We start from the raw sequence: 12,021 nt of genomic DNA, 5'->3' as shown, positions 1-12,021 counted from the left end.
GGTCTCGGCGCCATCGACCGGTCCGGCGGCCGGGTCAGCATCGACGACAAGGCGATGATCAACTGCCGCGCCGACGTCAACCAGCTGCTGCCGATGAAGTACCGCTGGGCGTGGGAGAAGTACCTCTCCGGCTGCAACAACCACTGGATGCCGACCGAGGTCTCGATGCAGGCCGACATCGCGCTGTGGAAGTCGCGCGACGGGCTGACCGAGGATGAGCGCCGGGCGGTGAAGCGCAATCTCGGCTTCTTCGCGGCCTCGGAATCGCTGGTCGCCAACAACATCGTGCTGGCGATCTACCGTCACCTGACCAACCCGGAGTGCCGCCAGTACCTGCTGCGCCAAGCCTTCGAGGAGGCGGTGCACACCCACACCTTCCAGTATGTCGTCGACAGCCTGGGCCTGGACGAGGGCGAGCTGTTCAACATGTACCGGGAAGTGCCGTCGATCACCGACAAGGCGGCCTGGGCGATCCGCTACACCCAGAACCTGTCCGACCCGTCGTTCCGGACCGGCACGCCGGCCGCCGACCAGGCGTTCCTGCGTGACCTCGTCGCCTTCTACGTCGTGTTCGAGGGGATGTGGTTCTACACCGGCTTCGCCCAGATCCTGTCGCTGGGCCGGCGCAACAAGATGGTCGGCATCGCCGAGCAGTACCAGTACATCCTGCGCGACGAGTCGATCCATCTGAACTTCGGCATCGACGTCATCAACCAGATCAAGATCGAGAACCCGCATCTCTGGACGCAGGATTTCCAGGAGGAGCTGCGGCGGATGCTGGCCGAGGCGGCGGAGCTCGAGGCCGCCTATGGACGGGACACCATGCCGCGCGGCTTCCTCGGCCTGAACGCGGCGCTGTGCGAGCAGTACATGCATGTCATCGCCAATCGGCGCTGCGCCCAGCTGGGCCTGGCCCCGGTCTTCGCCGAGGCCGAGAACCCGTTCCCCTGGATGTCCGAGGCGATGGACTTGAAGAAGGAGAAGAACTTCTTCGAGACCCGGGTGATCGAGTACCAGAACGGTGGCGCGCTGAGCTGGGACTGAGCTGGTCAGCGACGGCCGGGGTGCCCGTTCATCATCGGCCGGAGCAAGCAGGCGGTTCCCCTGCCTGCTTGCTCCGGCCGATGCCGTTACAGCGGCAACCCGAAACCGCCATCGGGTAGCGGAAGAGAAATTCCGCCAGGCAATGCTGCGCCCCGATCGGTCTGCAATCGGACGACGGGTGAAGGGCGCCAACATGACGATCTACGGAGTCGACGACAGGTTCGCCATCGAGCCGCAGGCGGATCTCTCCCTGTGCTGGGCCTCGACCGTCAAGGCGGTTGCCGGATACATGGGCGAGAAGGTCGACAGCCAGGAGACCCTGGCCAATGCCTACAAGAACAAGACGGATGGCAACGACGTCAGCAAGGTGCTGCGGCAGGAATACGGCATCGACAGCAACATTCTGCTGGACTGGCGCAAGCAGTCCGAGTCATCCGCCGATGACGCCATGATCCAGGATCTGGAACTCAACCTGAAGTACCATCTGGACAAGCCGTTGCTCTGCGGTCTGACGGCGGCCAACTTCAACAGGATCGATAACAAGCCGTATCGCCACGCGACGCTGATCATCGGATACGACGACGTCAAGCAGCAGGTCACGATCGCCGATCCCGCGCAGAAGAACGATCCCAAGCTCAAGGTGGCGACCCGGGACCTCGTCAGGGGCTTCATGTACATGAAGAAGAGCAGCCTGGGGCCGCGAGCCAGCCAGCGGATAGCGTCGGACAGCGACAACCTTCTGCTGAAGATCTACATGCTGGTCGAGTTCGATAAGAAGACGACGCCTTAGGGACGGGCGCGCCCGGGCGGCGGGCCCGGTTCAGGCCCGGGCCGGTCTCTGTTCGACCGCGCGCCGGATCAGGCCTTCGAACAGCTCGGCATGGGTGACGATCGCGGCGGCGTCCAGCGTCGGCGGCAGGATGCGCACCTCGAAGGTGGTCTTCTCCGGCTTGCCGGTCAGCAGGTTCAGGATGTTGAAGTCGCAGTATTTCATGGCCCCGGCCTCGACCAGCCGCGCGGCCGCCTCGGGCCAGGGCAGGGCGGCGAAGTCGTCGGCGAAGGCGGCCTCCAGCAGCTCGCGGCCATGGGGGCCGAGGCGCCGGCAGCGCGGGTTGGTGCGGCAGATCCGCCGCAGTTCCGGCCCGTGCTCGGCCAGGATCCGCAGCAGGGCCTGCAGCGCCGCGGCGTCCTGCAACGCCCGGCCGTCGAAATGCAGATGCACCGCGCCCTCGTCGGGCAGGCCGAAGCCGAGGCTGCGGGCCGGGGCCAGCAGCGCCTCCAGCACCCGGGCGTGATCCGCAGCGATCGGCAGGGTGATGATCTCGCAGGGCCGCTCGCGCTCGCCGGGCAGGGGGGCGGCGATGGCGATGGTCGCGCCCTCGGGATCGGACAGGCGGCGGATGCCGCCCTCCTTCAGCTCGACGGTTCCGCCGAACACCGGAAGCGCGCCGTCCAGCACCGCCTCCAGCGGCGCTGCGGGATCGCAGTGGCGGGCCAGCAGCCGGGCGAAGCGCGCATCGTCGGCGGCGATGCGGTACCAGCCGGGCTGCGGCGGCGCCTTGGCGGCCAGGTCGTTGCGCAGTGTCAGGTCGTCAACGAAGCGCGCCACCGGCGCCCCGGCCGCATCGGCCACGGCGAAGCCCAGGGTCAGGGTCTCGAACACCGGCACGCCGGGCACCAGGCTGGGTTCGGCCTGCGGATGGAAGATACGCTCCGCCCGCCCGTCGCGCAGCGCGGCGACCCGCTCCGCCAGGTCGCGGCGCGAGCGGCCCGGCGGCGCCAGCAGCTCGATCTCGACGCCGATGGTCCAACGCGGCAAGCGGGCCTCAGCCTGCCCGGGCGATGGCGGCGCGCACCGCGGCCGCCTTGCCGTCGACCAGTTCCTGCGCGATGGTCTCGCGTGCCGCCGCGTCGGTCAGGTTCCCGGCCTTGGCATAGCGCGCGATCTCCTCCTCGCTGAAGGATTCCTCCGCCGGGCACAGCGTCGGGTTGCCGGCATTCTCCTCGCGCGCCTGCCTGACCCAGCCCTCGACGATGTCGCCGTCGCCGCGCCGCAGCTTCTCGCCGGCGGTGCTGATCCGCTCCTTGATGAAGCGGTCGCCGAAGGCCTGCTGCATCAGCCTTGCGTCGCACATGGTGTAGCCGGCCTCGGCATAGGCGGTCTCGTTCGGGCCCGGCGCGGCCGGCTTGTCGCTGGCCGTGGCGATGGCGTCGCGGATGCTGTCGGCATAGCCGTCGACCAGGTTCTCCGACATCTTCCGCTTCGCTTCCGAGGTCGGGATGTCCCAGTATTTGGCGAACAGGGCGATGTCCTCGGCGCCATAGAACTCCTCGGCCGGGCACAGGCTGAGGTCGCCGTTGTTCAGGCGCCGGCCGCGGGCGATCGACTTGCGGACATAGTCCACATCTCCCTTGGCCAGCTGCAGCGCGGCGCTCGCGATCGTCTGCTCGACGCTGTCGTCGCCCTGGGATTTCTGCATCAGCCGGGCGTCGCACAGGGTGAAGCCGGCCTTGGCGAAGGTCTCCTGCGGCGTCGCCGCCGCCTGGGCCGCGCCGGCCGCCAGCAGGGCCAGGCCGCTGGCCGCCAGCGCCAGCGTCGCGCTCACGGGTCTGCTCATGACTGCACTCTCCCCCACATCGAATCGAAGGGGATTGGGCTGGTCCATTGCGGCGAATTTGGGACGGCGGTCTCAGCCGCCCCGGTGGGCCGGGCTCAGCCCAGCGATACCAGCGCCGAGGCTGCGGTCTCGTCGGTGATCAGCCCCTGCAGCAGGCCGCGGGCCAGCACCGCACGGATGGCGGGCACCTTGACCGCGCCGCCGGCGATGGCGACGGCCGGGCGCCGGGCCACGGCGTCCAGCGGCAGGCCGATCACCCGGTCGCGCAACGGCGAGGGCAGGACCTGCCCCTTGGCGTCGAGGAAGTTGCCCAGCACCTCGCCGATGGCGCCGGCCCGGCACAGCGCCTCGTACTCGTCCCGGCTGATCACCTTGTCCTGCAGCACCGGCGCGCTGTCGTCGAGCTGGCCGATGCCGATCAGGATGGCGTCGGCCCGCGCCGCCAGCGCCATGATCTCGCGGAACGGCTTCTGCTCCTCCAGCACCCGGCGGTCCTCGGCGCTCTCGGCGATCAGCGGCGCCGGCATCAGGAAGCGCTGGGCGCCCAGCCGGTCGCCCAGCCGCATCACCACGTCGAACGGGTTGTAGGAGGAATCGCGGGCGATGTTGCCGGTGACCGACACCACCTGGTGCTGCGGCCGCGGCGACGACGCCATCTCCTCCACCGCCGCGCGCACGCTGCGGCCGTTGCCGACGCCGATCACCAGCGGCTTGTCGGTGTCGACCAGCCGCTCGATCCAGGTGGCGCCGGCGATGGCCAGCGCCGGCAGGTTCGGGCGGGCGGGCGCCACCGGGTCGGCCGGCACCACCTCGCAGAAGCGCAGGCCGTGGCGGCGGGCGATGCGCTCGCCCAGCTCCATGCAGGCGGCGATCGGGTGGTCGATGCGGACCTTGACCATGCCCTCCTGCGCGGCGAAGGCCAAGAGGCGCTGCGCCGCCATGCGCGAGACGTTCAGCCGCCGGGCGATCTCGTCCTGGGTCAGGCCCGCGACATAGGACAGCCAGGCCGCCCGTGCCGCCTGGTCCCGCTTCCTTTCCGCCTGGTCCATTCCCGGCATCCGCCGCGCTCCGCGTTCGCCCTTCCTAACATCTCCCCCGATCGGGGCATCCGGCGCAACGGTGGCGTGCAGCGATTGCGGTTTGCCGGCGGAACCGCTGCGACGATGATATCCGCTCCCGCCCGTGTCGAAAGGCTTGACCGCGACGCGGCGGGACGGTCGATTCCGGTTCGAAAGCGTGGAAGGGGCCCGACCCGGAACACCGGCGGGCGAGGAAGGGGCAGATGATGATTCGGTGGGCCTTGGTTCTGGCGCTGGCGCTGGCGCCGCATGTCGCCACGGCCGCGACCAAGCCGACCCCGGTGCCGCCGGAGGACAAGGCGCATATGCTGCTGCGCCAGGCGCTGGAGCGGGCGGAGGCCGAGCTGGCCGCGGCGCCCTCGGCCATTCCGTTCAACTCCACCCTCAAGCCGGCCGCGGTCGACCCGCGCGTGCCGCTGCTGCGCCAGCGGCTGGACGCGATGGGCGTGACGGTTCCCGAGGCCGCAGCCCCGCCGAGACCACAACCCCCGCCGCGGTGATGGTGCCCGCCGTCGCCCAGCCCGGGACGATACCGGCCGAGGCGACCCCTGCCGCGGCGGTGACGTCGACCGAGCCGGAGCTGATCGGCCCGGTGGCGCCGGCCACCCTGGTCTATGACGAGGCGCTGACCCGGCGGGTCAAGGCGCTGCAGCTGAGCTGGGGCCTGCGCGACGATGGCGTGGTCGGCCGCCGCACCTTCCGGGCGCTGAACTTCACCCCGGCGGATCGGGCCGAGGCGCTGCGCCAGACCCTGGCCCGCTACCAGGCGCCGCCGGCGCGCGGCAAGTCGATTACCGTCAACGTGCCGACGGCCGAGATCATCGCCTTCGAGAACGGGGCCGAGGTGCTGCGCACCCGCGCCGTGGTCGGGTCGCCCCTGACCCAGACACCGATGATCCAGTCGAACATGATCGCGGTGAAGTACAACCCGGACTGGACCGTGCCGCCCGGCCTGACCAAGAAGTACAAGGCCTTCATGGCCGCCGGCCAGTACACCGAGATGCGCAAGCACGGCGTGGTGGTGAAGACGCCGGAGGGGCAGACCTTCGACCCGGCGCAGGTGACGCCGGACATGGTCGGCACCATGGGCTGGAAGTTCTGGCAGCCGCCGGGCGACGACAACGCGCTGGGCCTGCTCAAGTTCGAGCTCGACAACGACCAGGCGATCTATCTGCACGACACCAACAACCGGCGCCTGTTCGCCACCGACAACCGGGCGGTGTCGAACGGCTGCATCCGGGTCGAGAACTATCTCGGCCTGGCCGCCTGGGTGCTGGGCACCGATATCGCCGGGGTCGAGGCCGGGATCGCCACCGGCAAGACCCATTTCGCCCGGGTGCCGGGCCGGATCCCGGTGCGGATGACCTATTACATGGCCTATCCCGACGCCACCGGCGGCATCCGCTACGGTGAGGACTTCTACAATCTGGCCGAGGGCGGCTAGGAGCGGGCAGGGCGGGGGCCGCGCACCTGCCGGGCGCGCCGGCGAATGCCGGGCAGTCCCGCTTTCGCCGAAGCTTTGCCGAATTGTTCCTGTGTTCTGTCGCGCGACTTCAGGGCCTCTGCTCTCTGCAGCACCCGGCCCGTTCGGCGTGCGGCCGCGGTTCTCCAATTTGTCTGATGTTATCGGTGAATACAATTTAGCGAGAATTCAATATTACGAGTTTGCTGATCCGATAGATGCAAGCCGCGCGCGAATCATGCTCTAAGCGATTCCCATCGGTTTCTTGAATTCCCTTTCAGGTCGCGCGAATGCATCGGCCCGTCGACCCGACGGCGCGCCGCTGCCTTCTCCCGATGCCGCAACGGAGCCGGAAAATCATGAAGCGGATCAACCGACGGTCTCGTGCCCTTATCCTGTCGCTTCGTCCCGTGCCGCCCCTGGCCGCCCTCCTGGTCGCCGTTCCGGCGCTGGCGGCGGACTACCAGCCGCGCGAGACCTTCGCGCCGCGGGAGATGGGGCAGGCGGTCAACGCCTATCGCTCGGGCAACGGCGCGCCCGGGCCGGACTACTGGCAGAACCGCGCCGACTACCGGATCCAGGCGACTTTGGACCCGAAGACCCCCTCGCTGAGCGCCGAGGAGGTGATCAGCTACACCAACAACAGCCCGGACGCGCTCGGCGAGCTGTGGCTGCAGCTCGACCAGAACATGTACCGGACGGACAGCCGCGGCGTGTATGCCGCCGGCAAGGCGGACAAGGGCTCCTCCGACGGCTATGTGCTGGACGAGGTCTCGGTCGAGCGCGACGGCAAGACCACGCCGGTCACCGTGCAGGTCAGCGATACCCGCGGGCGCATCGCGCTCGACACGCCGCTGGCGCCGAAGGGCGGCAAGGCCAGGATCCACATCCGCTACCATTTCACCATTCCGGGAGAGGAATGGGGCGGGCGCATGGGCTGGGGCAATGCCAAGGCCGGCCCGATCTACAGCCTGGCGCAATGGTATCCGCGGATGCAGGTCTATGACGACATCCGCGGCTGGGACACGCTGCCCTTCCTGGCCCAGGAGTTCTACCTGGAATACGGCGATTTCGACTACGAGATCACGGTGCCGAGCGGCATGATCGTCGCCGGCTCGGGCGAGCTGAAGAACCCCGGCGAGGTGCTGACGCGGGAGCAGCGCGCCCGGCTCGACAAGGCCCGCGCCAGCGACGCGACCGTCGCGATCATCGCCCCGGACGAGATCGGCAATGCCGCGACGCGGCCGAAGGCGGACGGTACGCTGACCTGGCATTTCGCGATGCAGCACACGCGCGACGTGGCGCTGTCGATCTCGGCGGCCTTCGCCTGGGACGCGGCCCGGATCAACCTGCCGGACCGCAAATCGGCGCTGGCCATGTCGTTCTACCCGGCCGAGAGCCAGGGCCGCGACCGCTGGGGCCGGTCGACCGAATATCTCAAGGACTCGGTCGAGCGCTTCTCCGCCCGCTGGTATCCCTATCCCTGGCCGGTCGCGGTCAATGTCGCCGGGCCCGACAACATCGCCGGCATGGAATATCCGGGCCTGCTGTTCGACGGCATCAGCGACGAGGGCAAGACCCTGTTCTGGATCACCGCCCATGAGATCGGCCACACCTGGTTCCCGATGATCGTCGGCTTCGACGAGCGCCGCGACGCCTGGATGGATGAGGGCTTCAACACCTTCATCGACGTCTACCAGTCGAACGATTTCAACCACGGCGAATACGCCCCGAAGCGGGACAGCGAATACGCGCCGAAGGGCGGCAACCCGGCCGACGAGATCCTCCCAGTGCTGAAGGACCCGGACGCGCCGGCGATCCTGTCGCGCGCCGACACGATCATCGAGAAGTACCGCCACCCGGTCACCTACTTCAAATCGGCCTTCGGGCTGATCCTGCTGCGCGAGCAGATCCTCGGGCCCGACCGCTTCGACCCAGCCTTCCGCGCCTTCATCGCCGCCTGGGCCTACAAGCACCCGAAGCCGGCCGACTTCTTCCGCTTCATGGAAAGCGCGGCCGGCGAGGACCTGTCCTGGTGGTGGCGCGGCTGGTACGACCACAACTGGTCGCTCGACCTCGCCATCGACAAGGTCGAGCCCGTCGATGGCGACGCGGCCAAGGGCATGACGGTCACGGTGGAGTCCAAGGACAAGCTGGTGATCCCCGCGATGCTGCGCGTCGACTTCACCGACGGCAGCCACCGCGACTATCGCCTGCCGGCCGAGAGCTTCATCCGCCAGGCGGCGACGACGGTGACGACCGAGGCCGGCAAGACGGTGGCGGATGTGATCCTCGACCCCGACCACAAGCTGCCGGACGAGGACCGCGGCAACAATGTCTGGAAGGCCGGCGCGAAGTAGCGGGCGCCGCGCCGGGACATTCGATCCGGCCGGGACGGTCACGAGAGGGCATCGCCGCGGCGATGCCCTTTTCGTTTGCCGGGACCGGGAGACGGGGAAAAGCCGGGGACGGCACTTTCCCGCAACCTGGATGGGCTAGCAGTCGCCTCGGCCATGCCGCCGCCGGCGACCGGATCGCGGCCCCGGCGAACGTCCCGAAGCGATGAGGAACCCGATGCTCCTGCCCCAGAAGACGATCGCGATGACCGCAGGGGTCTCGCTGCTCCTGCTGGCCGCCTGCGCCAATTTCAGCGGCGTCGACAAGCTGGTCGGCCAGAACATCAGCGTGGCCTATGCCAAGTTCGGCCCGGCGGGATCGACGTCGAAGGAGGGCTTCTACACCGTGCACCACTGGTCCGGGCAGGAGCTGCAGGCCTACGAGGCCTTCGTCCAGACCGGCTCGGAATATGCGGGCCAGCAGATCGTCGGCATGCAGACCAATGTCGGCGGCTCGCAGTCGCCCATCATCCAGGACCAGTACCGCCCCGTCGGATACAACGAGACCCGGTACAAGGAGCTGGCCTGCGAGCTGTCCTACACGGCGGACGAGACCGGCACGATCGTCGACTTCGACCTGGTCGGCAACATGTGCACGAGCTTCCTGAGATCCCTGTCCTGAGATGAAGGGACCGCCGCAGCGACGGCCCCTTCCGGTCCGGGCCGGCTCAGGTCGCCTTCGGCGGCGTCTCGATCAGCTTGTATCCGCGCGCCCTCAGGCACATGCGGATGATGTCGTCCCGGCTCTTGAGCGCGATGGCGGCGCGGTCGGTCGTGCTCTCCCCGAGGAGCCCGGCGGAGGAGGCGCCGCCCACGGCGCCGACGCCGGTGGTCAGGGCGGTCGTGCCGAGGTCGCCGCCCATGGCCAGGCCCAGCCCCACCCCCAACGCGGTGCCGATGCCGACCTTCGCCGCCGCGCTCTCCTGCGTCTCGCCGGACGACGACGCCTTGTCCTGGCAGATCTTGAGGTCGTTGGGGTAGTTGCGGCCGCCGGCGAAGGACTTGGCGGCGTCGATCTGCGGGCCGCTGCCGCCGGAGCCCATGCAGGCGGACAGGGCCAGGGTCAACGCGACCCAGCAGGCGGCCCGCCCCGGCACGGGACGGACGGTGGTTCGAACGGACATATTTTCTTTCCCCCAGGCTCTGACGCGAGAACTTTCGCTTGCCGCGACGACTGCTAGACGATCTAGGTTGTGGGAAGGTGTCGGCCCCGGCCCTTCGCGCCCGTCCGGCGCGGGCCGGGGCATCCGGACCCATCGCAGCGGCTTATCCGCCCGGCCTCGCGCCGCCGGCGACAGGGGGGCTGGAATGACACGGATCCTGCTGATCGAGGACGAGCCGGACATGGCGAGGCTGGTCTCCGGCGGCCTCGCCAAGAGCGGCTTCCTGGTCGACCGCGCGGCCACCCACACCGAGGCGGAGCTGGCCCTGGCCGCGGCGCGGTACGGGCTGGTCCTGCTCGACCGCCGGCTGCGCGGTGCCGAGGGGCTGTCGCTGCTGCCGGTGGTGCGGCGGCTGCAGCCCGGCACGCCGGTGATCGTGCTGACGGCGCTGGACCGGCTGGACGAGAAAATCCGCGGCCTCGACGCCGGGGCGGACGACTACCTGACCAAGCCGTTCTTCGCTGAGGAGCTGCTGGCCCGGATCCGCGCGGCGCTGCGGCGGCCCGGCGCGGAGCCGGCGCTGCCCCTGGTCTGCGGCCGCCTGCGCTTCGATCCCCGACCGGCGCGAGGTCACCATCGGCGACGGGCCCGTGGTGTTCAACCGGCGGGAGCTGCTGGTGCTGGAGGCGCTGATCCGCCGGGCGGGCCGGGTGGTGCAGCGCGCGGCGCTGCTCGATGCCGTCTACGGCATGGAGGACGACGTCCTCCCGAAGTCGCTGGACGGCCATGTCTCCCGGCTGCGCCGGCGCCTCGTCGAGCTGGAATCGGGCGCCGAGATCCACCCGGTCCGGAATGTCGGCTACATGCTCAGGGCCGTGTGACGATGCTGCGGACGTCGCTGGCGTGGCGCCTGATCGCCTGGCTGATCGTCATCCAGTCCGTCCTGTCCGGGCTGGCCCTGGCGGTCTCGCTGACCGTCTGGAACGGGCCGGGCGACGAGTATTTCTTCCTGCACAAAAATCTCAAGGCCCTGGTCGCCGACACGCTGGTCCGGCAGCCCGACGGCTCGCTCGCGATCGCGGACACCTCCACGCTCCGCCAGTTCCGCCAGGACCGGCCGCGGGTCAAGACCGCGGCGATGAAGGACGGGCTGATGCTGGAAGGCTCCGCGCCCGAGGTCATCGCCGCGACGCGCAACCTGGCCCCGGGGTTCAGCGACGGGCCGCTCGCCGTCCGGGAGGGGCCGCTGGCGGGGATGACCCTCGTCGCGACCGAGTTCGAGACGCCGTACGGCACCATCGTCGCCATCGGGGCCGACAACCTCGTCAGGACGGCCGACCTTCCGGCCATCCGCACCTTCCTGGCCGACCATCTGATGCGCATCATCGGGTTCGTCCTGCTCGGCGCCGTCCTGGTCGTGCCGCTGGTCGTCTGGCGGACCCTGCGCCCGCTGCGGGCCGCGACGCTCGGGGCCGCCCATGTCGACCTGCGCAACCGCGACTTCCGCCTTCCCGACCATGGCGGCGTGCCGGCGGAGCTGCGGCCGCTGGTCCGGTCGATCAACGCCGCGCTCGACCGGCTGGACGCCGGCGTCAGCCAGCAGCAGCGCTTCGCCGCCATGGCGGCGCATGAGATGCGGACCCCGCTGGCGATCCTGACGGCGCGCATCGACAGCCTGCAGGACCAGAGCGAGGCGGACGGCATGCGTGGTGACATCGTCCGCATCCGCACCATGGTCGACCAGCTGCTGTTCGTCGCCCGGCTGGAGCGCCGCGACGTCCAGCTCGACGAGGCCGTCGACCTGGTCGCGCTGGCCCGGAACGTCGTGGCCGAATGCGCGCCGCTGGCGATCTCGACCGGGCGGGACCTCGCTTTGGTGCCGGAGGTCGACCAGTTGCCCGTCACCGGCAGCGTCCGGGCCATCGAAAGCGCCGTGATCAACCTGGTGCAGAACGCGATGCGCATGGAGCCGGCGGGGGGAACGGTGGAGGTCGTGGTCCGGGCCCCGGCGGACATCCTGGTCATCGATCACGGCCCGGGGATCCTGCCGGCGGAGCGCGGGCTGGTGTTCGAGCCCTTCTGGCGCCGGGACGAGACCACTCCAGGCGCCGGTCTCGGCCTGACCATCGTGCACGAGGCCGCGGCCGCCCATGGCGGGTCGATCGCGATCGAGGAGACGCCGGGCGGCGGTGCCACCTTCCGCCTGCGGCTTGGCCCGCCGGGCAGGGCCGGATGACCGGGGTCGCCGCGCCCGCCCGCGTCAGGCGGCGCGGAGCAGCGCCTCCGCCGCGGTGGCGAGCACCTGGCAACCCAGGACAA

At 69.7% G+C, this 12,021-nt stretch carries 12 protein-coding genes and 1 pseudogene; 9 read left to right on the top strand and 4 right to left on the bottom strand.

The window, feature by feature from the left end; genetic code table 11:
• Together P409_RS13415 and P409_RS13410 are read left to right on the top strand one after the other, a co-directional pair.
• The coding region (locus P409_RS13415; protein ID WP_034837059.1) for a ribonucleotide-diphosphate reductase subunit beta at positions 1-1,044 on the top strand (1,044 nt) is incomplete at its 5' end.
• A gap of 193 nt (positions 1,045-1,237) precedes the next feature.
• Positions 1,238-1,834 (top strand): C39 family peptidase, encoded by a 597-nt coding sequence (locus tag P409_RS13410; RefSeq protein WP_161790392.1) that lies wholly within the window; start codon positions 1,238-1,240, stop codon positions 1,832-1,834.
• A gap of 30 nt (positions 1,835-1,864) precedes the next feature.
• Here the strand turns inward: P409_RS13410 and P409_RS13405 are convergent, their stop codons facing one another.
• The 3 genes from P409_RS13405 to P409_RS13395 all read right to left on the bottom strand — a co-directional run bounded on the left by P409_RS13405 (position 1,865) and on the right by P409_RS13395 (position 4,711).
• Positions 1,865-2,863: an amidoligase family protein gene (locus P409_RS13405; RefSeq protein ID WP_081991482.1), complete on the bottom strand. Its 999-nt coding sequence runs from the start codon at positions 2,861-2,863 to the stop codon at positions 1,865-1,867.
• Positions 2,864-2,870: 7 nt separating this feature from the next.
• On the bottom strand, positions 2,871-3,662 hold the full coding sequence (locus tag P409_RS13400; RefSeq protein WP_152613368.1) for a hypothetical protein: 792 nt from the start codon (positions 3,660-3,662) through the stop codon (positions 2,871-2,873).
• A 95-nt stretch (positions 3,663-3,757) separates the two neighbouring features.
• A complete protein-coding gene (locus tag P409_RS13395) occupies positions 3,758-4,711 on the bottom strand; it encodes a sugar-binding transcriptional regulator (protein ID WP_034837048.1) in 954 nt (317 codons plus the stop codon).
• A 233-nt stretch (positions 4,712-4,944) separates the two neighbouring features.
• Here P409_RS13395 and P409_RS13390 point away from each other — a divergent pair, with 233 nt between their 5' ends.
• The 4 genes from P409_RS13390 to P409_RS36220 all read left to right on the top strand — a co-directional run bounded on the left by P409_RS13390 (position 4,945) and on the right by P409_RS36220 (position 9,221).
• Positions 4,945-5,241 carry a hypothetical protein gene (locus tag P409_RS13390; RefSeq protein ID WP_034837043.1) on the top strand — a complete coding sequence of 99 codons (297 nt, stop codon included), beginning with the start codon at positions 4,945-4,947 and terminating at the stop codon, positions 5,239-5,241.
• Positions 5,241-6,185, top strand: coding sequence for a L,D-transpeptidase family protein (locus P409_RS13385; protein WP_034837039.1), 945 nt, complete (start codon positions 5,241-5,243; stop codon positions 6,183-6,185). Before P409_RS13390 ends, P409_RS13385 begins: the two co-directional genes overlap by 1 nt.
• Positions 6,186-6,562: 377 nt before the next feature.
• Complete coding sequence (locus P409_RS13380; protein ID WP_034837036.1) at positions 6,563-8,563, top strand: M1 family metallopeptidase; 2,001 nt, start codon at positions 6,563-6,565, stop codon at positions 8,561-8,563.
• A 214-nt stretch (positions 8,564-8,777) separates the two neighbouring features.
• Entirely contained in the window at positions 8,778-9,221 is a 444-nt protein-coding gene (locus tag P409_RS36220) for a hypothetical protein (protein ID WP_052120545.1), read from the top strand.
• 46 nt (positions 9,222-9,267) lie between these two features.
• Here the strand turns inward: P409_RS36220 and P409_RS13370 are convergent, their stop codons facing one another.
• Complete coding sequence (locus P409_RS13370) at positions 9,268-9,723, bottom strand: hypothetical protein (protein WP_152613367.1); 456 nt, start codon at positions 9,721-9,723, stop codon at positions 9,268-9,270.
• Here P409_RS13370 and P409_RS41550 point away from each other — a divergent pair.
• From P409_RS41550 to P409_RS13360, 3 genes and pseudogenes are all read left to right on the top strand, one after another.
• A pseudogene (locus P409_RS41550) lies at positions 9,641-10,189 on the top strand (response regulator); the annotation flags it as partial. The gene P409_RS13370 and the pseudogene P409_RS41550 sit on opposite strands and share 83 nt — an antisense overlap.
• Before the next feature lie 163 nt (positions 10,190-10,352).
• Positions 10,353-10,583, top strand: coding sequence for a winged helix-turn-helix domain-containing protein (locus P409_RS40725; RefSeq protein WP_238578677.1), 231 nt, complete (start codon positions 10,353-10,355; stop codon positions 10,581-10,583).
• A gap of 2 nt (positions 10,584-10,585) precedes the next feature.
• Positions 10,586-11,938, top strand: coding sequence for a sensor histidine kinase (locus tag P409_RS13360; protein WP_052120544.1), 1,353 nt, complete (start codon positions 10,586-10,588; stop codon positions 11,936-11,938).
• Positions 11,939-12,021: the final 83 nt, after the last annotated feature.

The sequence above is a fragment of the Inquilinus limosus MP06 genome (genome assembly GCF_000767795.1).
Classification (GTDB): domain Bacteria; phylum Pseudomonadota; class Alphaproteobacteria; order DSM-16000; family Inquilinaceae; genus Inquilinus; species Inquilinus limosus_E.
Note: the sequence above shows the minus strand (reverse complement) of the source record. Positions and strands in the feature narration are given on the sequence as shown.

What these genes read in the sequence shown, in the direction of transcription:
- P409_RS13380 (WP_034837036.1), top strand. Translation starts at nt 6,563, where the DNA reads ATGAAGCGGATCAACCGACGGTCTCGTGCCCTTATCCTGTCGCTTCGT.
- P409_RS36220 (WP_052120545.1), top strand. Translation starts at nt 8,778, where the DNA reads ATGCTCCTGCCCCAGAAGACGATCGCGATGACCGCAGGGGTCTCGCTG.
- P409_RS13370 (WP_152613367.1), bottom strand. Translation starts at nt 9,723, where the DNA reads ATGTCCGTTCGAACCACCGTCCGTCCCGTGCCGGGGCGGGCCGCCTGC.
- P409_RS13360 (WP_052120544.1), top strand. Translation starts at nt 10,586, where the DNA reads ATGCTGCGGACGTCGCTGGCGTGGCGCCTGATCGCCTGGCTGATCGTC.
- P409_RS13390 (WP_034837043.1), top strand. Translation starts at nt 4,945, where the DNA reads ATGATGATTCGGTGGGCCTTGGTTCTGGCGCTGGCGCTGGCGCCGCAT.
- P409_RS13385 (WP_034837039.1), top strand. Translation starts at nt 5,241, where the DNA reads ATGGTGCCCGCCGTCGCCCAGCCCGGGACGATACCGGCCGAGGCGACC.
- P409_RS13400 (WP_152613368.1), bottom strand. Translation starts at nt 3,662, where the DNA reads ATGAGCAGACCCGTGAGCGCGACGCTGGCGCTGGCGGCCAGCGGCCTG.
- P409_RS13410 (WP_161790392.1), top strand. Translation starts at nt 1,238, where the DNA reads ATGACGATCTACGGAGTCGACGACAGGTTCGCCATCGAGCCGCAGGCG.
- P409_RS13395 (WP_034837048.1), bottom strand. Translation starts at nt 4,711, where the DNA reads ATGGACCAGGCGGAAAGGAAGCGGGACCAGGCGGCACGGGCGGCCTGG.